Annotated in this window: 18 protein-coding genes and 1 tRNA gene; 10 read left to right on the forward strand and 9 right to left on the reverse strand. The window is 71.8% G+C overall.

All coding sequences use genetic code 11. From position 1 onward, the window contains the following. The first annotated feature begins 81 nt into the window (after positions 1–81). The 4 genes from PSQ21_RS12335 to PSQ21_RS12350 all read left to right on the forward strand — a co-directional run bounded on the left by PSQ21_RS12335 (position 82) and on the right by PSQ21_RS12350 (position 2,343). Positions 82–495: a hypothetical protein gene (locus PSQ21_RS12335; RefSeq protein ID WP_274030535.1), complete on the forward strand. Its 414-nt coding sequence runs from the start codon at positions 82–84 to the stop codon at positions 493–495. Between the two features lie 5 nt (positions 496–500). Further along, complete coding sequence (locus PSQ21_RS12340) at positions 501–1,310, forward strand: transcriptional regulator (protein ID WP_397990528.1); 810 nt, start codon at positions 501–503, stop codon at positions 1,308–1,310. A gap of 38 nt (positions 1,311–1,348) precedes the next feature. Continuing rightward, positions 1,349–1,825 (forward strand): roadblock/LC7 domain-containing protein, encoded by a 477-nt coding sequence (locus tag PSQ21_RS12345; RefSeq protein ID WP_274030537.1) that lies wholly within the window; start codon positions 1,349–1,351, stop codon positions 1,823–1,825. A gap of 143 nt (positions 1,826–1,968) precedes the next feature. Continuing rightward, positions 1,969–2,343 carry a hypothetical protein gene (locus tag PSQ21_RS12350; protein ID WP_274030538.1) on the forward strand — a complete coding sequence of 125 codons (375 nt, stop codon included), beginning with the start codon at positions 1,969–1,971 and terminating at the stop codon, positions 2,341–2,343. Between the two features lie 66 nt (positions 2,344–2,409). On the opposite strand, the gene PSQ21_RS12355 is transcribed toward PSQ21_RS12350, so the two are convergent. After that, positions 2,410–2,952, reverse strand: coding sequence for a hypothetical protein (locus PSQ21_RS12355; protein ID WP_274035726.1), 543 nt, complete (start codon positions 2,950–2,952; stop codon positions 2,410–2,412). Between the two features lie 147 nt (positions 2,953–3,099). After that, the gene (locus PSQ21_RS12360; RefSeq protein ID WP_274030539.1) at positions 3,100–3,945 is read right to left on the reverse strand and encodes a MurR/RpiR family transcriptional regulator; all 846 of its coding nucleotides are present in this window, start codon (positions 3,943–3,945) and stop codon (positions 3,100–3,102) included. A 208-nt stretch (positions 3,946–4,153) separates the two neighbouring features. Here PSQ21_RS12360 and PSQ21_RS12365 point away from each other — a divergent pair, with 208 nt between their 5' ends. Next, positions 4,154–4,570 carry a hypothetical protein gene (locus PSQ21_RS12365; RefSeq protein WP_274030540.1) on the forward strand — a complete coding sequence of 139 codons (417 nt, stop codon included), beginning with the start codon at positions 4,154–4,156 and terminating at the stop codon, positions 4,568–4,570. A gap of 399 nt (positions 4,571–4,969) precedes the next feature. On the opposite strand, the gene PSQ21_RS12370 is transcribed toward PSQ21_RS12365, so the two are convergent. Next, positions 4,970–6,376, reverse strand: a complete 1,407-nt coding sequence (locus PSQ21_RS12370; protein ID WP_274030542.1) for a cystathionine beta-synthase — start codon at positions 6,374–6,376, stop codon at positions 4,970–4,972. A gap of 159 nt (positions 6,377–6,535) precedes the next feature. Here PSQ21_RS12370 and PSQ21_RS12375 point away from each other — a divergent pair, with 159 nt between their 5' ends. From PSQ21_RS12375 to PSQ21_RS12385, 3 genes are all read left to right on the forward strand, one after another. Next, positions 6,536–7,537 carry an SGNH/GDSL hydrolase family protein gene (locus PSQ21_RS12375; RefSeq protein ID WP_274030543.1) on the forward strand — a complete coding sequence of 334 codons (1,002 nt, stop codon included), beginning with the start codon at positions 6,536–6,538 and terminating at the stop codon, positions 7,535–7,537. Positions 7,538–7,742: 205 nt separating this feature from the next. After that, positions 7,743–8,963, forward strand: coding sequence for an acetyl-CoA C-acetyltransferase (locus PSQ21_RS12380; RefSeq protein WP_274030544.1), 1,221 nt, complete (start codon positions 7,743–7,745; stop codon positions 8,961–8,963). A 255-nt stretch (positions 8,964–9,218) separates the two neighbouring features. Then, positions 9,219–10,085, forward strand: coding sequence for a hypothetical protein (locus PSQ21_RS12385; RefSeq protein ID WP_274030545.1), 867 nt, complete (start codon positions 9,219–9,221; stop codon positions 10,083–10,085). A 45-nt stretch (positions 10,086–10,130) separates the two neighbouring features. On the opposite strand, the gene PSQ21_RS12390 is transcribed toward PSQ21_RS12385, so the two are convergent. The 3 genes from PSQ21_RS12390 to PSQ21_RS12400 all read right to left on the reverse strand — a co-directional run bounded on the left by PSQ21_RS12390 (position 10,131) and on the right by PSQ21_RS12400 (position 11,788). After that, positions 10,131–10,448, reverse strand: a complete 318-nt coding sequence (locus tag PSQ21_RS12390) for a hypothetical protein (RefSeq protein WP_274030546.1) — start codon at positions 10,446–10,448, stop codon at positions 10,131–10,133. Between the two features lie 138 nt (positions 10,449–10,586). Continuing rightward, complete coding sequence (locus PSQ21_RS12395) at positions 10,587–11,471, reverse strand: Bax inhibitor-1/YccA family protein (protein WP_274030547.1); 885 nt, start codon at positions 11,469–11,471, stop codon at positions 10,587–10,589. 231 nt (positions 11,472–11,702) lie between these two features. Further along, positions 11,703–11,788, reverse strand: a tRNA-Leu gene (locus PSQ21_RS12400). 590 nt (positions 11,789–12,378) lie between these two features. Between PSQ21_RS12400 and PSQ21_RS12405 the strand changes: the two genes are divergently transcribed. Continuing rightward, complete coding sequence (locus PSQ21_RS12405) at positions 12,379–13,149, forward strand: ABC transporter ATP-binding protein (protein WP_215107609.1); 771 nt, start codon at positions 12,379–12,381, stop codon at positions 13,147–13,149. Positions 13,150–13,273: 124 nt separating this feature from the next. Further along, a complete protein-coding gene (locus PSQ21_RS12410) occupies positions 13,274–15,805 on the forward strand; it encodes an ABC transporter permease (RefSeq protein ID WP_274030548.1) in 2,532 nt (843 codons plus the stop codon). A gap of 103 nt (positions 15,806–15,908) precedes the next feature. Here PSQ21_RS12410 and PSQ21_RS12415 read toward each other — a convergent pair whose 3' ends face one another. From PSQ21_RS12415 to PSQ21_RS12425, 3 genes are all read right to left on the reverse strand, one after another. Further along, complete coding sequence (locus PSQ21_RS12415) at positions 15,909–17,261, reverse strand: SAM-dependent methyltransferase (RefSeq protein ID WP_274030549.1); 1,353 nt, start codon at positions 17,259–17,261, stop codon at positions 15,909–15,911. Positions 17,262–17,582: 321 nt separating this feature from the next. Then, on the reverse strand, positions 17,583–18,968 hold the full coding sequence (locus tag PSQ21_RS12420; RefSeq protein WP_274030550.1) for an NAD(P)/FAD-dependent oxidoreductase: 1,386 nt from the start codon (positions 18,966–18,968) through the stop codon (positions 17,583–17,585). A gap of 387 nt (positions 18,969–19,355) precedes the next feature. Further along, positions 19,356–20,363, reverse strand: a complete 1,008-nt coding sequence (locus PSQ21_RS12425; RefSeq protein WP_274030551.1) for an arsenic resistance protein — start codon at positions 20,361–20,363, stop codon at positions 19,356–19,358. Positions 20,364–20,387: the final 24 nt, after the last annotated feature.

Genomic DNA, 20,387 nt, shown 5'->3' on the forward strand with positions numbered 1-20,387 from the left:
ATGCCAGAACCTCCGCCGGCCGCGAGCACGATGCGTAGCCTCTGCGTTACAGCCGTACGCCACGTCGGGAAGGGAATCCGCGTGCCCGGAATCGACGAGTGCCTGCTCGAAGTCATGAGGCTGCCCGGTGCCCGGGGCGCCGCGGTGGTCGACTGGACGAGCGGTCTCGCCCTCGGCACCATCGGGGAGTCCCCCAACGGCGACCACGAGGCGACCGCCGCCGAGACGGCGGAGGTCGCCCGGATGGCCGCCGAGCAGCCCGCCTTCGCCCACCTCGCCCCGGGCGGCGGCGCACAGCCCCCCGGACAAGCGCCGAGCACTCCCGTCGAGGACGTCATCGTCACCGCCCACGGCGGGTACCACCTGCTCCGGTTCGTCGAGACGGCCTTCGACAGCAGCGTCTTCCTGCATCTGTGGCTGGACCGCTCCGAGGGCAATCTCGCGCTCGCCCGGCTGCGGCTCGGCGAGCTGGCCGAGCGCCTGGTGCTGGCATGAGCGCGATAACCGCCGACCCCGCCGACCCTGACGCCCCCGGTACGGACCGGCTCCCGGTGGTCTCCCCGATGCTCCGGCGCCTCGCCGACGAGCGCGCCACCGGCGCCCTGATGCGCGACCGCGGCACGCTCTACCTCGCCGACGGCCAGGTGGTGCACGCCGAGAGCCCCGCCACCCCCGGCATCGACGTCCTGCTCACCACCGGCGGGACCCTGCGGCACGAGGGCTGGTGGGACGCCGTGGCGCAGGCCGGGGCGCACCGCCGGGTCGGCCGCTATCTCGTGGACAGCGGTCATGTGCCGAGCGGCGCACTGGAGTTGTGCCACCTCGGCGCGCTGTACGACGCCGCGTTCTTCGCGCTCGCGCCGACCGGGACGCCCGCCCGCTTCCGCTACGGGGTGGCGCACTGGATCGGCCCGGTGCGGCCCGTCCCGGTGGCGGCCGTGGAGCGCGAGACGCTGCGCAGACGGGAGTTCCTGGACCGGATCTGGCCCGATCCCGCCTGCGACAGCGCGCCGCTGCTGCGGACGGCGGCGCGTCCGTCCGACGCCCCGGTCCCGGCCCGGCAGCGCCGGCTCCTGGAGCTGGCCGACGGGGCCCGCACGGCCTCGGACATCGCACGGACGCTGGGCCGTTCGGCGTTCCACATCCTGGTCGACCTGCGGCGGCTGTCGGCGGCCGGTCTGGTCGGGGCGGTCCGCGCCCAGCCCCTGTCGGCCCCCTCCGCACCCGGCCGGATCACGCTCCCCGAGGTGACGGCCGACCCCGATACCGCCCTGCTGCGCCGGCTCCGAGACGCATTGGAGGCCCTGTGATACGCGCGCTCAGACAGCGTGCCGGGAGGAGACAGCTGATGGTGCCCGAGGCCGAAGTCCGTGAGGTCCTCGACGAGCTCCAGCGGTTACGCGCCCGGGTCCCGATGCTCTCCGGGGCGCTGGCCGCCTCCGCCGACGGGCTGGTCCTGGCCCACGACATCCCGGGCATCGAGGCGGAGGGCGTCGCCGCCCTCACCGCGGCCGCCCTCGGCGTCTCCGTCCGGATGACCGAAGCCACCGGGCGGGGCGGCTTCCGCGAACTGCTGGTCCGCGGCGGCAACGGCTACATCGCCAGCTACGCCGCGGGCTCCTCCGCCGTCCTGACCCTGCTGGCCGAGGACCGCATCAACGTCGGCCGGCTCCATCTGGAGGGCCGCCGCGCGGGCACCCGTATCGGCGAACTGGTCGACGCCGCACTGGAACGCACGGAGCGCCCCGCCACCGTCGCCCGCCCCGCTCCCCCTCCCCCCGCCGCCACGCCCGGGAGCCACGCCCTGCCGCAACGCCCCACGTAGACGGCCCCGCTCCCCCACCCGCACCCGTCACCACCACCGGGACTCCCGCCATCACGCAGAAGCCCGCGCACCGACCAGCACAGAAGCCACCACAGAAACGGATCCGGTCACCACGACCGGCCAGGGAAAGGAAACGAGCTTTCATGGCGAACACCGAAGCGGCACTGAAGGAAGCGATGAGCTCGATCGAGGGCACCACGGGTGTCGCCCTCGTCGACTACACGAGCGGGATGGCCCTGGGCACGCTCGGCGGCGGCAAGGACTTCAACCTGGAGGTCGCCGCCGCGGGCAACACCGACGTGGTCCGCGCCAAGCTCCGCACCATGGAGCACCTGGGCATCAAGGACGAGATCGAGGACATCCTGATCACGCTCGGCACCCAGTACCACCTGATCCGACTGCTCAAGACCCGTGGAAACACCGGCCTGTTCCTCTACCTGGTGCTGGACGCGAGCCGGGCGAACCTGGCGATGGCCCGTCACCAGCTGAAGAAGATCGAGTCGGACCTGGAGGTCTGAACCCACCGGACACATTGAGGTCCGACCTCTGCGAGGTCTTCGGTCCGGCCCCCGAAAGGTCCGACCTCACCGTCGGCGGCGACGCCGCGCTCCGCCCGGCGCGGCGTCCCCCGCCTCCGGCCCCGTCGTCCGGTACGCCTTCACCCGCTTGCCCACCGGGCCACCGCGCCCGGTCCAGTCGGTGCGCACCCAGTACAGGACGTCCTCACGGCGCTCGCGCTGTCCGAGCCGTACGGACTTCAGCCACATTCCCGCCCCCACGCCGGCGAGCAGCAGCCCGCCGGCCCCCGGCAGCGCGAACGAGGACGCCACCGCGACGACGAACGCCCCCAGCAGCCACCACCTGCGCCCGCGCCGCCACCTCCGGACGGTCACGGCCCGGTCCTGGAGGAAGTCGCCCCGCCCGGCGCGCGAGGCGCTCCGGGCGAGTTCCGCGTACCGCTTGCCGCGCGCCAGGGCCACCACGGCGGCGGTGACGATGAAGAGCGCCGCGCCGGCCAGCAGCCCGATCCGACGCCCGGTCAGGCCCGGAACGAACGCCCCGGCCGCCGCGGCCACCAGGCCCGCCCACCACAGGGGCGCCGCCCCGGCCCGTACGGTCACGGCCACTCGCGCCAGTGACTGCCCTCCGCGTCCCACGTCCGTACCTCATCTCTTCCTGGCGCCGCGTTGCCCGCGGTGCTTCTGGGCGCGGAGATTAACCGCCGGAGATGAGCGATGCCTGAGAATCCGCGGAAATGCCGGGCGCGGGGGCTCTCACTCCACGAACAGGCCGCGCGCCGCCGCCCGGGCGTCGAACTCCTCCAGCCGGGCCTGCGCGTCGGGGAGCCCGTCGCACATCGCCTCCAGCAGCACCCGGCCGAGCAGCATCGGCGCGCAGACGGTGTCGAAGGAGAGCCCGGAGCCGATCGCCGCCGGGAGCAGCAGATCGCTGTGCTTGGCGACGGGCGCGAAGGCGGAGTCGGCGACCGTCACCACGGTCAGCCCCTGGTCCCGGGCGTACGCGAGCGCGTCCACGCTCTCCTTGGAGTGGCGCGGCAGCGCGAAGCACATCAGGGCGGTGGCCCCGGCCCGGCGGGCGGAGTCGATCCGGTCGGGCAGCATGCTGCCGCCCTCGTCGAGGACCCGGACGTCGGGGTGCACCTTGGCGGCGAAGTAGCCGAAGCCGCGCGCCTGCGAGGAGGCGGCGCGCAGCCCCAGCACCGGCAGTGGCCGGGAGCCGGCGAGCAGCCGCCCGGCCCGCTCGACGGGCGCGGGGTCGGCGAGCACGTCACAGAGGTGCTGGAGGTTCTCGATCTCGACGCGGACGGCCTGCTGGTACTCGTTGTACGTCTCCCCCGCGTCCTCCTGCTCCCCGTCGGCGGGCGCGACCTCGCGCAGGTGCCTGCGCAGCGCCGGATAGCCGTCGAAGCCGAGGGCGACGGCGAAGCGGGTGACGGAGGGCTGGCTGACCCCGGCCAGCTCGGCCAGCTCGACGCTGGAGAGGAACGGCGCGTCGGCGGCCCGGCGGACCATGCAGTGCGCGATGCGCCGCTGGGTGGGCGTGAGCCGGTGGCCCTCGAAGAGCCGCTGCAACCGTGCGGCGGGGCTGCTCCCACTCATGCTGTCCGTCCCCTTGCTGGATCCGTCGCGCCGCGACCGGCGCCGACCGTTCTATTCAGCCAGGAAGGTCGCTGTATGTCCATATGCAGGGGGTGGGGCGGGGCGGCTCGGAGGCCGGGGCGGGAGTGGTCGACAGGGGGGTTAGCCCCACGGAACCTGGGGGCTAGCCCTACTGCCGGCGGGGGCCCGGCTCCGTACCGTGGTCGGCATGGAAGCCCGTGACCACGAGCTCAAGAAGGAGCTCGCCGCCACCCTCCAGGCCCGCGGCGAGCTGGGTGCGGAGTACGAGACCGCGCTCATCGACTCGTTCCTGGAGAAGGTCGAGCAGCGGCTCGACACCACGCTCGACCGCCGGGTCCGCCGTCAGCTCGCCGAGCAGCAGATGTCCGTCGCCCGGGGAGCCCGTCCGGTGGAGGCGTGGAGCTTCGGGGAGCGGCACGGCCTGGGGATCGTCTCGCTGGTCCTGGCCGTCCCGCTGTCCGCGATCGGCGTCGCGAACGCCGGGATCGAAGGACTGGTCGTGGCCTGGCTCGGCATCGTCGGCGTCAACGCGTTCCAGGCGGCGCGGGGCGGCGGTCTGTTCCGCCGCCGGGAGGAACGCGCGCGGTCCGACTGGAGGGACTGAGCGCCGCACGAAGTGGCCCGTGTATGTCGCGGGGACCGCCGCACCCCCGGTCGCCCGGGGGGCGGGACGACGGCGGTCCCCGCGAGGGACGCGGTCCGGGTCAGGGCCGGTTGCCCGCGTCCGGGCGACGGTGGAGGTCCGGGAGCCGCTCCGTAGTCCGGTGTCGCCGTTCTGGGTGCCGGCGGGTTTCCCTGCCGACACCCACCAAGGTGCCTGAGCCGTGTTAAGCGGGTGCTGCGCGGACGTGACGCGCTCGTACCGTTTGCGCGAAGGCCCGGCCGCCGGGCCGGGTCCGGGGCCCGCTTCCGGCCCGCCGGACCTCGGCCGGGCCCCGGCGGCCGGGCCGGAAAACCCCGGCCGCCGGGCCGTCAGGCCTTCGCTGTACCCGCTGCCGGGCCGTCAGGCCTTCGCCGTGCCCGCGTCCTTGGCGAGGAACGCCAGCAGGTCCTGCCTGCTCACCACGCCCTTGGGCTTGCCCTCGACGAGCACGATCGCCGCGTCGGAGCCGCCCGCGCCGCTGAGCACGGCCATCAGGTCCTCGACCGGTTCGCCGGAGCCGACCTGCGGCAGCGGAGCCGACATGTGCTTCTCCAGCGGGTCGGTCAGCGAGGCGCGCTGGGTGAACAGCGCGTCCAGCAGCTGCCGTTCCACGACGGATCCGATGACCTCGGCGGCCATCACGTCCGGGTGGCCGGCGCCCGGCTTCACGATCGGCATCTGGGAGACGCCGTACTCGCGGAGCACCTCGATGGCCTCGCCGACCGTCTCCTCCGGGTGCATGTGGACGAGGGAGGGCATCGGGCCCTCCTTGAAGTCCAGGACAGCGCCGACGTTGGCGGAGGCGCCGGTGCTCTCCAGGAAGCCGTAGTCGGCCATCCACTCGTCGTTGAAAATCTTGCTCAGGTAGCCGCGCCCGCTGTCGGGGAGCAGCACCACGACGACGTCCTCGGGGCCGAGCCGCCTGGCGACCTCCAGGGCCCCGACGACCGCCATGCCGCAGGAGCCGCCGACGAGCAGCCCCTCCTCCTTGGCGAGCCGCCGCGTCATCTGGAAGGAGTCCTTGTCGGACACCGCGACGATCTCGTCGGTGACGGTGCGGTCGTACGCACTCGGCCAGAAGTCCTCGCCGACGCCCTCGACCAGGTACGGCCGCCCGGAGCCGCCGGAGTAGACCGAGCCCTCCGGGTCCGCGCCGATGACCTGGACCGCGCCTTCGCTGACCTCCTTGAGGTAGCGCCCGGTGCCACTGATCGTGCCGCCGGTGCCGACGCCCGTGACGAAGTGGGTGATCTTCCCCTCCGTCTGCTCCCACAGTTCGGGACCGGTGGTCTCGTAGTGCGAGCGAGGGTTGTTCGGGTTGGAGTACTGGTCGGGCTTCCAGGCGCCCGGCGTCTCGGTGACCAGCCGGTCGGAGACGTTGTAGTACGAGTCCGGGTGCTCGGGGTCAACGGCGGTGGGGCAGACGACGACCTCCGCGCCGTACGCGCGCAGCACGTTGATCTTGTCCGTGGAGACCTTGTCCGGGCAGACGAAGATGCACTTGTAGCCCTTCTGCTGGGCCACGATGGCGAGCCCGACTCCGGTGTTGCCGCTGGTCGGCTCGACGATCGTGCCGCCGGGCTTCAGCTCGCCGCTCTGTTCGGCCGCCTCGATCATGCGCAGCGCGATGCGGTCCTTCACCGACCCGCCGGGGTTGAAGTACTCGACCTTGGCCAGGACCGTCGCCTGGATACCTGCCGTGACGTTGCGCAGCCTCACCAGCGGGGTGTTGCCGACAAGACTGATCATCGAATCGTGAAATTGCACCGTGTACTCCGGGATCTCCGAGATGGTCCGGCCCAGAGTATGCGTACGGGACGCACTCCGCGTACGGGAAGGAGTACACCGAGCCCCCGGCGGGGCAAGTAGGTACGTGTACGGCTGTACGGCGAGGAGGAGGTGGACCGGACTGTGTCGAGAGCAAGGGTGGCACGGCGGATCGCGGCGGGCGCGGCCTACGGCGGTGGCAGCATCGGGTTGATCGGTGCGGCGGCCGTGGGCGTGTTCCTGGCGGAGGTCCAGCTCGCGAAGAGGCAGGTGGGCGGCGGGACGGCTCCGGTCCCGCCGAGCGCGGACGGGCGGTACGGGGTGGCGTTCGCCGGGCCGAACGACGCGATGCGGCTCGGGATGCTCGGGGACTCGACGGCCGCCGGCCAGGGGGTGCGGCGGGCCGGGCAGACCCCGGGCGCGCTGCTGGCCTCGGGGCTCGCCGCGGTGGCCGAGCGGCCGGTTGACCTGCGGAACGTGGCCCTGCCGGGGGCCCGGTCGGACGATCTGGAGCGGCAGGTGTCGCTGCTGCTGGCGGACCCCGCCCGCGTACCGGACGTCTGCGTGATCATGATCGGGGCGAACGACGTCACGCACCGGATGCCCGCGACCCAGTCGGTGCGCTGTCTGACGACGGCGGTGCGCAGGCTGCGGACGGCGGGGGCGGAGGTGGTCGTCGGCACCTGCCCGGACCTGGGCACGATCGAGCCGGTCTACCAGCCGTTGCGCTGGCTGGCCCGGCGGGTGAGCCGGCAGCTGGCGGCCGCGCAGACGATCGGCGCGGTGGAGCAGGGCGGGCGCACGGTGTCGCTGGGCGACCTGCTGGGCCCCGAGTTCGCGGCGAACCCGCGCGAGCTGTTCGGCCCGGACAACTACCACCCTTCCGCCGAGGGCTATGCCACGGCCGCCATGGCGGTGCTGCCCACCCTGTGCGCGGTGCTGGGCCTGTGGCCGGAGACCGACCGGCTGGACGGCGCGCGACGCGAGGACATCCTCCCGGTGGCGAAGGCCGCCTCCCAGGCGGCCCGGGAGGCCGGTACGGAGGTCACGGGGGCGCGTGCTCCCTGGGCCCTCCTCAAGCACCGTCGGCGGCGGCGCCTGCCCGCCGCCACGGAACCCACCCCGCATCCGCACCCGGACACCGCTCACGGGCACGCGTGAGGCGCCGCCACTCGGCGTACGTTCAGGAGGACGCCGACAGCGCGCCCGGCAGGACACCGGCCGGACACCGGCAGGACTCCTGAGCAAGCGCTTAGAAAAGAGTCCCGCATCACACGGCCTGCCGGGTGACCCCGGCGATACGTCCGGGTAACTTCCAGAGGAGTCCGCCCGTCCACACAGCCTTCCAGCCCCTTGGAGCCGCGTGATGCCCGAAGCCGTGATCGTCTCTGCCACCCGTTCACCGATCGGCCGCGCCTTCAAGGGGTCCCTGAAGGACCTGCGCGCGGACGACCTGACCGCCACGATCATCCAGACCGCGCTGGCCAAGGTCCCCGAGCTGGACCCGAAGGACATCGACGACCTGATGCTGGGCTGCGGCCTGCCCGGCGGCGAGCAGGGCAACAACCTCGGCCGCATCATCGCCGTACAGATGGGCATGGACCACCTTCCCGGCTGCACGGTCACCCGCTACTGCTCCTCCTCTCTGCAGACCAGCCGGATGGCGCTGCACGCGATCAAGGCGGGCGAGGGCGACGTCTTCATCTCGGCCGGTGTCGAGATGGTGTCCCGCTTCACCAAGGGCAACTCCGACAGCCTGCCGGACACGCACAACCCGCTGTTCGCCGAGGCCGAGGCCCGCACCGCCGCCCGCGCCGAGGAGTCCGGCGCGAACTGGCACGACCCGCGCGAGGACGGCCTCGTGCCGGACGCGTACATCTCGATGGGACAGACCGCGGAGAACCTGGCCCGGTCCAAGGGCGTCACCCGCCAGGAGATGGACGAGTTCGGCGTACGGTCGCAGAACCTCGCCGAGGAAGCCCTGAAGAACGGCTTCTGGGAGCGGGAGATCACCCCGGTCACCACCCCCGACGGCACCGTGGTCGCCAAGGACGACGGCCCGCGCGCGGGCGTCACCATGGAGGGTGTGCAGGGCCTGAAGCCGGTCTTCCGCCCCGACGGCCTGGTCACGGCGGGCAACTGCTGCCCGCTCAACGACGGCGCCGCGGCGCTGGTGATCATGTCCGACACCAAGGCGCGCGAGCTGGGCCTGACCCCGCTGGCCCGGATCGTCTCCACCGGCGTGTCCGGCCTCTCGCCCGAGATCATGGGGTACGGCCCGGTCGAGGCCAGCAAGCAGGCGCTGAAGCGGGCGGGCCTGACCATCGACGACATCGACCTCGCCGAGATCAACGAGGCGTTCGCCGCCCAGGTCATCCCCTCCTACCGGGACCTCGGCCTGCCGCTGGACAAGGTCAACGTCAACGGCGGCGCGATCGCCGTCGGCCACCCCTTCGGCATGACCGGCGCCCGCATCACCGGCACGCTGATCAACAGCCTCCAGTTCCACGACAAGCAGTGGGGCCTGGAGACGATGTGCGTGGGCGGCGGCCAGGGCATGGCGATGGTGATCGAGCGGCTGAGCTGAGGCCCCGGGCCTCCCGCGTGGCGGGGGTTTCGAACCCCGCCGAGCCCCGACCGTGACCGAATCTCCCCCAGGATGTGATGTGCGTCCCGGGGGAGAGTCGTTTTCGCAGGTCACCGCCGATATGGGGCTAAACGTCGGACCGAAAGACCTGTCCATTTCGTGACGTAATGCACTGACAGCACGTACCGGTACAGGCCAAGCTGATGTAGGAAGTCGGGGGTATCGATAGAAACCGGGAGTATGTCAGTGAGCGCCATGTCGTTTGCCCTGTTGCTGACCACCGCCGCTGCCACGGCCGTCGGCGCCGCCGCACTGCACGCCGCTCACGGGCTGCGCAAGCAGGTCGCGGCGCTGCGCACGGAGCTGGCCGCCGGCCACGCTCTCCACGCTTCCGTGCCACCACAGAGCCGCAGTACGGCCACTCCCGCCGAGGAGATACGCGCGGCGGTCGCCGATGCGCTCGCCGAGGAGCGCGAGCGCGAGCTGGCCGAGGCGCGCGCCTTCTGGGCCGCCCAGGAAGCCCGTGACGCCGCCGACGCCCCGTCCTTGCTGGGCGGCCTGTCCGGCCTCGGCGACGACGCCCCGTACTACCTGCCCCGGCAGGCCGACTTCGCCGGTCTGGAGTCGATGGACCTCGAAGCGGCCGAGGCGATGGAGGAGCTCGCGGAGCTGAGCGAGCGGACCCTCGCGGAGCACGAGATCGGCGAGCTGACCGACCTTCCGGAGATCACCGAGTTCCCCGAGGACTCCCCCGAGCTGGCCGCCGCCCGCCGCCGCCACCCCTCGCACCCGGACTTCACCCCCGTACAGGCGCCGGTGGTCACCGACCACGAGCGCACCGTGAACCGGCTCGACGAGCTGGCCGGTACCGCGACCGAGCTGACCGACGTGCGGCCCGGCCCGCTGGGCACGCTCGACGTGTACGTCTTCGCCGACGGCACCACGCTCTGCATGACCCCCGGTCACCGCGAGACCGCGGAGCGCCTCGCCGACGCCCTGCGTGCGGGCCGGCAGCCGGTGCTGCTGGGCGGCTCGGGCGTCTCGGGCGCCTACGCGCTGACCTTCTCCTGCGGCGAGGACAACGTGTACATCCTCGCCGACCGCGTCATCGCCTCGTTCTGACCGGGGTCCGCTCCGTACCACCCCGGTCCGCCGGGCGCGGGCCGCTCACGCGAAGGCCCGCGCCGCCGCTTCCCCGACATACCGCACGGCCTCGTCCAGCTCCTGGGACGGGGCCGTTTCCAGTGCCACGGCCAGGTCCCGCCCGGCGACGGCGAGTTGGTCGCCCACGGCGAACATCCCGGCGTCCGGCATCTCCCGCGGCTCGGCGTCCGGGTTCTCCAGGCGCTGGGCCCGGGCGCCGAGTTCACGGGCCGCGGCCAGCGCCTCGGCGGCCGCACCGCGCTGGAGGCGGCTCTGCGGGGCCGCGCGCAGCCGGTCGGCGAAACGGTCCACGGCCAGGATGAGGGGCGTCGTATCGAGCACCCGGCCGACCTTACGCGGCCCTCCCGCACGGCTGCCAACGCCCCGGGGCACGGAACGCGGAACGGCCCGCAGGCGCGATGCCTGCGGGCCGTTCCGGTCTCGCACGTACTGCGGGTGCCGCGTGTGCTCCGCGGTCGGTCAGTCGTCGCCGCTGAGAATCGCGACCAGGCGCAGCATCTCGATGTAGATCCACACCAGGGTCACGGTGAGGCCGAAGGCCGCCAGCCAGGACTCCTCGCGCGGGGCGCCGTACGCGATGCCGTCCTCGACCTGCTTGAAGTTCAGGGCGAGGATGCACGCGCCGATGACGATGGCCACGATGCCGAAGACGACGCCGAGCGCGCCGCTGCGGAAGCCGAGGCCGTCACCGCCGCCGAACACGGCGAACAGGAGGTTGACCATCATCAGCAGCATGAAGCCGATGGCCGCCGCCATCACGAAGCCGTAGAAGCGGCGCGTGACCCGGATCAGTCCGGTGCGGTAGGCGATCAGCACACCGGCGAAGACCGCCATGGTGCCGATCACCGCCTGCATCGCGGCGCCGGGAGCCCAGTAGACGCTGACGATGTTGCTGATGACGCCGAGGAAGACACCCTCGAACGCCGCGTACGTCAGGATCAGCGGCGGCGAGGGCCGGCGCTTGAACGAGTTCACCAGCGACAGCACGAAGCCGATGATCGCGGCGCCGATGGCGACGCCGATCGCCGTGCCGACGTTCTCCTTGTCGACCGGCAGCGTCCACCAGGCGGCGGTCGCGGCGACGATCACGGTGCCGAGCGTCATCGCCGTACGCGTCACCACGTCGTCGATGGTCATCACGTCGGGACGGGCGGGTGCCTGCGGGGCGCCCTGGATGTCCGTCTGCGCGTAGGGGTTGGTGGCGTACGGGTTGGCGGCGGTGCCCTGCGCGTACGGGTTGGCACCCGTTGCGGGGGCCCCGGCCTGCGGCGTCGCGTTGAAGCCCGCGTGGCCGTTGTCGCGGCTGAACCCCCGTCGCGAGAAGACCGGGTTGCTGCTCCTCATCTCACTCCTCCATGGCCACACTGCGTGGCCTTGCCACAAGGGTAATGGGTAGGCAAAAGAATCACCCTAGTGCCAGGGGAGGATCTTTGCGGCGGCCTGCGGCGGGGCCCTCCGGGAGCCCGGGAGGACGGTCGTACGAGGCCGGGATCACGGGACACGCGGGTGGCCGGGCTCACAGAACCGGACGCCGGTCACGGTCTGGGCCGTCCGGGTCACGCACGGTGCGGCGCATGGTGCCCGGAGCCGGACTCGAACCGGCACGCCCCCGAGGGGCAGCGAGGTTTAAGCTCGCCGTGTCTACGTTCCACCATCCGGGCGTGCCGCGCGGCTCCGCGTCTGGCTACCGACCCTATCCGGGGACGTCCCTCGATCAGCGGAACAGTGGCGCGATGTTGTCTTATTTTATTGACCGCTTGAGGGACCGTCAGGACAGCTGGCCGGGCTGACCGCACGCCTGCGGCCGATCATGAGCGGTCCGCGCACCGCGCGGGAATGACGGAAAGTCGCCGCACTCGTACGGCCCAACGCGCCAGCTCCGCGCCAGGCTTCGCCAGGGCCTCCGCCACCCTCGGGTCCGGCACCGCTCCCCCACCGCTCGCGCCCCGGGTCCGGCACAGCTCCGGGAGGCCCGGCCCGCCGCCGGGGCCGCTCCCCGCTCGCGGCCCCGCGCACTCACCGTGGGTGACCACGGAGCGGTCGCCACGACTCCGGTCAGGGTCGGTGTCATACCCGAGGAGGATGGATCCACGCCCTCGATGCGACTCAAGACGGCCACGGGAACGGGCATCGGGAGGGACGACCGGGGCCGATCGGGACGTGACGATGGAGTAAGTCCCCGAGGCATGGCGTCAGCGCCCGCCTCAGCACGGCCCATGCCGTCCGCATCACCCGAACCAGGAGCGTCCCTGTGACCACCACCCCCACCGTTCACCGCGCCACCGCGGTGGCTGCCCGCGCCACGGAGCTGTCGAAGGTCTACGGCGAGGGCGAGACGCAGGTCGTCGCCCTGGACCGGGTGACCGTGGACTTCCCGCAGGGCGAGTTCACCGCGATCATGGGCCCCTCGGGCTCCGGCAAGTCGACGCTGATGCACTGCGTCGCCGGCCTCGACAGTTTCAGCAGCGGTTCGGTGCGCATCGGCGAGACCGAGCTCTCCACCCTGAAGGACAAGCAGCTCACGCAGTTGCGCCGGGACAAGATCGGCTTCATCTTCCAGGCGTTCAACCTGCTGCCGACGCTCACCGCGCTGGAGAACATCACCCTGCCGATGGACATCGCGGGCCGGAAGCCGGACGCCGCGTGGCTCCAGAAGGTGATCGACATGGTCGGGCTCTCGGAGCGGCTGAAGCACCGCCCGACCGAGCTCTCCGGCGGTCAGCAGCAGCGTGTCGCCGTGGCCCGCGCCCTGGCCTCGCAGCCCGAGATCATCTTCGGTGACGAGCCGACCGGAAACCTGGACTCCCGCTCCGGCGCCGAGGTCCTCGGCTTCCTGCGCAACTCGGTGCGCGAGCTGGGCCAGACCGTGGTGATGGTGACGCACGACCCGGTCGCCGCCTCCTACGCGGACCGGGTCATCTTCCTCGCGGACGGCGCGGTCGTCGACCAGATGATGCACCCGACCGCCGACGGGGTCCTCGACCGGATGAAGGCGTTCGACGCGAAGGGCCGCACGAGCTGACGCCGTCGGCGGCCGGCCGACACGGCCGCCGCACCGGCTGACGCGGGTGCCCGCCGCACCACCCCGGCCGCCGCCCCCGCGCGTCCCCGCCCCCCTTCCGGAACCCATCCCAGGACACACAGACATGTTCCGTACCGCCCTGCGCAATGTGCTCGCGCACAAGGCCAGGCTGCTGATGACCGTGCTCGCCGTCATGCTCGGCGTAGCGTTCGTCTCCGGCACCCTGGTCTTCACCGACACCCTCGGCAACGCCTTCAGCAAGCAGTCCGCCAAGAGTTACGACAACGTCGCCGTCTCCGTGGAGACGTACGCCGGCAACGACGAGAAGACCCCCGGCATCGACGAGGCCACCCTGGAGAAGATCCGGGGCCTGGACGGCGTGGCCTCCGCCACCGGCCGGGTCAACGGCTTCGCCGGGGTCGCCGACCCGGACGGCAAGCTGATCGGCAACGGCTGGTCCAACACCGGCGCGAACTTCGCCCCCGGCAAGGACGGCAAGGACGCGAGCTACGTCTTCACCGACGGCTCCGGCCCGGCGGAGAACGGCGCGGTCGCGCTCGACAAGGACACCGCGAGCAAGGGCGAGTACCGTGTCGGCGACCCCGTGCGGGTCGCGACCAACGGCCCGGTGAAGGAGTACACCCTCTCGGGGATCTTCACCACCGAGGACGGCGCGGTCAACGCGGGCGGCAGCCTCGTGCTGTTCGACACCCCGACCGCCCAGAAGCTCTACCTGAAGCCCAGCGTCTTCCAGAACGTCACCGTCTCCGCCTCGGGCGGCGTCTCCGACCAGAAGCTGCTGGACGCCATCAAGCCCCTGCTGCCGAAGGACGCCACCGCGCAGACCGGCAAGGCGCTGGCGGACCGGCAGGCGAAGGACATCGAGAGCGGACTCTCCAGCCTCAACTCCATGCTGCTGGCCTTCGCGGGCATCGCGCTGTTCGTCGGCATCTTCCTCATCGCCAACACCTTCACCATGCTGATCGCCCAGCGCACCCGTGAGCTGGCCCTGATGCGGGCCATCGGAGCCACTCGCCGTCAGATCAAGCGTTCGGTGCTGCTGGAAGCGGCCGTCGTCGGCACGCTCGCCTCCGTCATCGGCTTCGCCCTCGGTCTCGGCCTCGCCACCGGGCTGCGCTCCGCGATGGGCCTCCTGGGCGGCAAGATCCCCGCCGGGCCGCTGGTCGTCTCGCCGACCGCCGTCCTCTCCGCCTTCGCGGTGGGCGTCCTGATCACCGTGCTGGCCGCCTGGCTGCCCGCCCGCCGGGCCGCGAAGATCGCCCCGGTGGCCGCGATGAGCAGCGTGCACGCCACCGCCTCCACCAAGTCCCTGGTCGTACGGAACTCCATCGGCGGCGTGATCGCCCTCCTCGGCGCCGCGGGGATCGTCGGCGGCGCCGCGGCCGGCGGCACGTCCGGCAGGCAGCTGGTCGCGGGCGGCGCGTTCTTCGCCCTGATCGGCGTCATCATCCTGATCCCGCTGCTCTCCCGCCCGGTCATCGCGCTGGTCCGGCCGCTGCTGAAGAAGCTGTTCGGCGTCTCCGGAAAGCTGGCCTCGCAGAACGCGGTCCGCAACCCGCGGCGTACCGGAGCCACCGCCTCCGCGCTGGCCATCGGGCTGACCCTGGTCACCGGCATCTCGGTGCTCGGCGTCACCCTCGGCCAGGCCATCGACAAGATGACCACGGACAACATCAAGGCCGACTACATGGTCTCGATGGCCAGCGGCGACGCGCTCGACGAGTCCGCGCTCAAGGCCCTGGCGAAGGCCGACGGCGTCTCGGCGCTCTCACCGCAGCAGGCGACCTGGTTCGAGGTCGACGGTGGGGGCTACTCGGCCTCCGGCGTCACCCCGGGAGACGTGGAGAAGGTCTTCTCGCTGACGACCGTCTCCGGTTCGCTCGGCTCGCTGGAGGACGGACAGGTCGCGGTCGGCTCCAAGACCGCCAAGACCCACGGCTGGAAGACCGGCGACACGCTCCCGGTGACGTTCGACGACGAGAAGAAGGGGAAGGTGACCATCGGGGCGCTCTACGAGGAGAACGAGTTCCTCTCGCCCTTCCTCATCCCGAAGGAACTCGCTGACGAGCACAGCGCGTCTTCCCGCCCCGACATCCGCGAGATCTGGATCAAGGCCGACGGTGGCGCGAGCAAGGCCAACGAGCAGTCGATCGTGGACGCGCTCGGCGACAACCCGGCGATGAGCGTCATGGACCGGCAGGACATCCGTGACATGTTCGGCGGCTTCATCAACACCGCCCTGAACATCATGTACGGGCTGCTCGCCATGGCCCTGCTGATCGCGGTCCTCGGGGTCGTCAACACCCTCGCGATGTCGGTGTTCGAGCGGCAGCAGGAGATCGGCATGCTCCGTGCGATCGGCCTCGACCGGGGCCGCGTCAAGCGGATGATCCGTCTGGAGGCCGTCGTCATCTCGCTCTTCGGCGCGGTGATCGGGGTCGGCCTCGGGGTCTTCCTCGGCTGGGCGATCGGCCGGACCCTGTCCGCCGACATCCCCGGCTACGCGCTGGTCATCCCGTGGGACCGGCTCGGCATCTTCCTGCTGCTCGCCTGTCTGGTGGGTGTCCTCGCCTCGCTGTGGCCCGCCCGCAGCGCCGCGAAGCTCAACATGCTGACGGCGATCAAGACCGAGTAGCCGCCGGCGCCCGGCAGGCCCGGGACGTGGGGACGACGAGGGGCCGGTGCACCGCTGGAGAGCGGTGCACCGGCCCCTCACCCGTAGGCGTACGGGGACGGGGTCAGGCGCCCCCGCCCTCGGCGGGCTCCGTCCAGACGCGGGCGCGCAGCGGCATCCGGGAGCCGCCGTCGTCCAGCGGGCGCACCGCGAGGATCTGGTTGACGCCGATCCTGTTGCGCTCGAAGGAGAGCGCCGAGGCGGCCATGTACAGCCGCCAGACCCTGGCCCGGCCCGGGGAGGTGGCGCGTACCGCCCGCTCCCAGTGCTGCTCCAGGTTGGCCACCCACTCGCGCAGGGTCAGCGCGTAGTGCTCGCGCAGCGTCTCGACGTCCCGGGCCTCGAAGCCGGCTTCCTCCAGGATGGCCAGGGTGCGGCCGAGCGGGGCCAGTTCGCCGTCGGGGAAGACATAGGCGTCGATGAACGCGTCGATGCGGTAGGCGTCCTCGTCCTTCTCGGGGCGGCGGGCGATCTGGTGGTTCAGGAGTCGGCCGCCGGGCTTCAGGAGGGCGTAGAGGGCGTCCGCGTACTCCCGGTAGCGGACCGAACCGACGTGCTCGGCCATGCCGATCGAGGAGATCGCGTCGTACGGGCCGGGTGGGACATCCCCTGCTCGGTCGGGATCGAGAGCTTGGGGAAGGACGTCCCGGTAGTCCTGGACCCGGATCTCGATCCGGTCGGTCAGGCCCTCCTCGGCGATGCGCTTGCGGGCGTGGGCCGCCTGCTCCCGGGAGAGGGTGATGCCGGTGACCTGCGCCCCGTACGTACGGGCGGCGTGGATGGCCATGGAGCCCCAGCCGCAGCCGACGTCCAGGAGCCGGTCGCCCTCCTTCAGGCCGAGCTTGCGGGAGACCAGGTCGAGCTTGTCGCGCTGGGCGTCCTCCAGGGTCCCCCCGTCCTGCCAGTAGGCGCAGGAGTAGACCATGGAGGGGCCGAGGACCAGGGCGTAGAAGTCGTTCCCGACGTCGTAGTGGTGGCTGATGGCCTCCTTGTCGCGGCGTCTGGTGTGCAGCGGGCCGGTGCGGCGGCGCACCTCCTCGGCGGGCGGGGCCGGCGGCGGCCAGGGGCCCGCGAGGTCGAGGAGGCCGCGGGCGAAGGCGCGGACCTTGGGGTCGCGGACCGGGTGGACGGAATCCTTGGCGTCGGCGCCCCGGTCCCAGAGCAGCCCGGCCAGCTGGCCGAGCGCTTCGTACAGGTCACCCTCGATGTCGATCTCCCCGGCCACCCAGGCGCGGGCCAGCCCCAGTTCGCCCGGCTTCCACAGGAGCCGGCGCAGGGCGCGGCGGTGGCGGATCACGAGGACCGGGGCGCCGGGCGGCCCCGATTCGCTGCCGTCCCAGGCCCGGATACGGACCGGCAGGGGTCCCGAGAGCAATTCCTCGGCAAGAGCGGTCAGCCGCGACGCGGCGTCTGCCATGGCGCACACCTCCGTGGTGTTTCCCCGACAAGCACGACAAGCACAGGCAACAGACATGCTCGTAACCCCGCCGGGACACCCCGGTGCCGTGGCGAGGTACACCTGCGTCAACTGTCCTCGCACGCTCCGTCATTCCGCCACCGGGCAAGGAAACGGCAAAACGCATGTATGCGCCATCCATGCCGTCGGGAACCGGCCACGGACCCCCGCCGGACCCGGTCCGCGCCCGGATACGCCGAAGGGGCCGTCCGCACCACGGATGGCGGACGGCCCCTTCGGGCGTCGTACGGCGCGCTCCCCGCGGAGCGCTTCACCGGGGGGTCAGGAGGCCTTGGCCTTCTCGCCCTCGGACTTCGCCGCGGCTGCGGCCGGGGCCGGCTTGGCGGCCTCGTAGAACTCCTCGCGCGGCGTCTCCATGGCGCCGAGCGAGACCACCTCACGCTTGAGGAACATCGCCAGCGTCCAGTCGGCGAAGACCCGGATCTTGCGGTTCCAGGTCGGCATGGCCATGCCGTGGTAGCCACGGTGCATGTACCAGGCGAGACGGCCCTTGAGCTTGATCTTCACCTTGCCCATGACGATCATCGCGACGCCCTTGTGCAGGCCGAGGCCGGCGACGGCACCCTTGTTGGCGTGGCTGTACTCCTTCTGCGGGAAGCCCCGCATGCCGGAGATCACGTTGTCGCCGAGGACCTTCGCCTGACGCAGCGCGTGCTGGGCGTTGGGCGGGCACCAGGCGTTCGGGTTGCCGGCGCGGCGGCCGACCATGTCCGGCACCTGGGCGTTGTCGCCCGCGGCCCAGATGTAGTCGGTGCCCTGCACCTGGAGCTTCTCCGAGGTGTCCACGTGACCGCGGGGGCCGAGCGGCAGGCCGAAGCGCGCCAGCGCCGGGTTCGGCTTCACACCGGCGGTCCACACGATGGTGCTGGAGTCGACCTCCAGGCCGTTCTTCAGCACCACGTGGCCGTCGACGCAGGAGTCCATGGAGGTGGAGAGGTAGATCTCCACGCCGCGGCTCTCCAGGTGCTCCTTGCCGTAGGCGCCCAGCTTCGGGCCGACCTCGGGAAGGATCTTGTCGGCGGCGTCGACGAGGATGAAGCGCATGTCCTCGCGCTTCACGTTGGTGTAGTACTTCGCCGCGTCGCGGGCCATGTCCTCGACCTCGCCGATGGTCTCCGCGCCGGCGAAGCCGCCGCCCACGAAGACGAACGTCAGCGCCTTGCGGCGGACGTCCTCGTCGGTCGTGGAGTCAGCCTTGTCCAGCTGCTCCAGGACGTGGTTGCGCAGGCCGATGGACTCCTCGATGCCCTTCATGCCGATGCCCTGCTCGGCGAGGCCGGGGATCGGGAAGGTACGGGAGACCGCGCCCATCGCGATGACCAGGTAGTCGAAGGGCAGCTCGTAGGCCTCGCCGACGAGCGGCGCGACCGTGGCGACCTTGCGGTCCTGGTCGATGGTCGTGACACGACCGGTGAGAACCTCAGCCTTGGGCAGCACGCGTCGCAGCGGGACGACGACATGCCGGGGCGAGATGCTGCCGGCAGCAGCTTCGGGGAGGAAGGGCTGGTAGGTCATGTACGACCGCGGGTCGACGACCGTGACGGTCGCCTCCCCGTATCGCATCTTCTTCAGAATGCGACGAGCTGCGTACAGGCCTACGTACCCACCGCCTACAACGAGGATCCTGGGACGCTCCGTGGTGCTCATGCCATCGAGTATCCACCCCTCCCGAGGGGGGTGCTCGTGAGCCCCTTCACAAGGATTGACCGACCCTCTGCTACACTTCGCCGCCCACGTGACCCAGGTCATGGGCACGAAAGGGAACCACAGCACCGCGGGAAACGTTGTTCACCGCCTGTGAGCTGGCCCTTGCCCCTTCGGGAGGGGCGGACCACTCCTCCCCTTCATGGGGACGCAACACTCCCGGAACCCGCGCGCGACACCTCCACGCCCCCTCCTGGGCGACCAGTTCCAGCCCGATGGGCCCCAACTGCGACCAACAACGCCCCATTCCTTGTGAAGAAGTTCACGAAGTTTCTCGCGGCGCCGCTCCGAAGGGGCCCCCGGGGCGGCCCGGAGAGGCCCGGTAGGGGCTCAACGGTGCAGGTGACGGTACGAAGGAGCGGGCAGCAGACGGGGCACGGCCCGGACGCAGAGCACCATCCCGACGACCTCGACCAGGGTCTGCGTGACCACCACGACGGCCGCGACGGCATACGCGTCCGGCAGGGACAGGGCGAGCGGCAGAACGACCAGGGAGTTACGGGTCGCCCCGCTGAAGACCACGGCCCGCCCGCCGGGCACGTCGAGCCGGAAGAGGCGGGCGACCGCCTTCCCCGCGAAGACCATCACCACCAGGAACGCCGCGTAGAAGGGGACCACCGCGGCGACGTCGGTGAGGTTGCCGCCCAGCTCCGGCACCTGGGAGGCGACGACGACCAGCAGGGTCGCGGCCATCAGGGGCACCATCGTCGTGGACGCCGCGCCGGACACCCTGCGCCCGCTCTCCCGCCGCCCCGCCCAGAACTGGAGCGCCCAGGCGAGCGCGAGCGGCACGACGACCAGGAGGACGAACGCCTCCAGGAACGGTCCCGCCTCCACGAGGTCGGCGAGCCCGGAGCCGAGGAACGCGTACAGGAGGACCGGCAGCAGCGCCATCTGCGCGACCAGCAGCAGCGGGGTCGCGGCGAGCAGCCGGCGGGCCGAGCCGCCGGCGAGACCGCTGAAGACGATCACGTAGTCGACGCACGGGCAGAGCAGCACGAGCAGCACACCGAGGCGTACCGCCCGGTCGGCGGGCAGGAAGGAGAACATCGCGGCGACGACGAGCGGCACGACGAGGAAGTTCACCACCAGCGCGGCGGACAGGAAGCGGCCGTCGCGCAGCGAGCGCAGCAGCTCTGCCGCCGGGACCTGAAGGAAGGTCACGAAGAGCAGTGCGCCCAGGACCGGGTTGACGAGGTGTTCGAGACCCGGCCCCGCGGAGGGGGCGGCCAGCCCGAGGAGCGCGCCGAGGGCCATCGCGGCGAGGTAGATCACCACCTGGTGGTGTTCCATCCGCTCGACGGCCCCGCGCGGGGCGCGCGTCGCCTCCTGAGCCATTCGTCCGCTTCCCCTCCCGGAGCC

This window comes from Streptomyces sp. MMBL 11-1 (assembly GCF_028622875.1).
Lineage (GTDB): Bacteria > Actinomycetota > Actinomycetes > Streptomycetales > Streptomycetaceae > Streptomyces.

Coding starts and splice junctions, on each gene's coding strand:
- PSQ21_RS12365 (WP_274030540.1), top strand. CDS start 4,154: ATGGAAGCCCGTGACCACGAGCTCAAGAAGGAGCTCGCCGCCACCCTC.
- PSQ21_RS12415 (WP_274030549.1), bottom strand. CDS start 17,261: ATGGCAGACGCCGCGTCGCGGCTGACCGCTCTTGCCGAGGAATTGCTC.
- PSQ21_RS12420 (WP_274030550.1), bottom strand. CDS start 18,968: ATGAGCACCACGGAGCGTCCCAGGATCCTCGTTGTAGGCGGTGGGTAC.
- PSQ21_RS12410 (WP_274030548.1), top strand. CDS start 13,274: ATGTTCCGTACCGCCCTGCGCAATGTGCTCGCGCACAAGGCCAGGCTG.
- PSQ21_RS12350 (WP_274030538.1), top strand. CDS start 1,969: ATGGCGAACACCGAAGCGGCACTGAAGGAAGCGATGAGCTCGATCGAG.
- PSQ21_RS12345 (WP_274030537.1), top strand. CDS start 1,349: ATGGTGCCCGAGGCCGAAGTCCGTGAGGTCCTCGACGAGCTCCAGCGG.
- PSQ21_RS12385 (WP_274030545.1), top strand. CDS start 9,219: ATGTCGTTTGCCCTGTTGCTGACCACCGCCGCTGCCACGGCCGTCGGC.
- PSQ21_RS12425 (WP_274030551.1), bottom strand. CDS start 20,363: ATGGCTCAGGAGGCGACGCGCGCCCCGCGCGGGGCCGTCGAGCGGATG.
- PSQ21_RS12380 (WP_274030544.1), top strand. CDS start 7,743: ATGCCCGAAGCCGTGATCGTCTCTGCCACCCGTTCACCGATCGGCCGC.
- PSQ21_RS12360 (WP_274030539.1), bottom strand. CDS start 3,945: ATGAGTGGGAGCAGCCCCGCCGCACGGTTGCAGCGGCTCTTCGAGGGC.
- PSQ21_RS12395 (WP_274030547.1), bottom strand. CDS start 11,471: ATGAGGAGCAGCAACCCGGTCTTCTCGCGACGGGGGTTCAGCCGCGAC.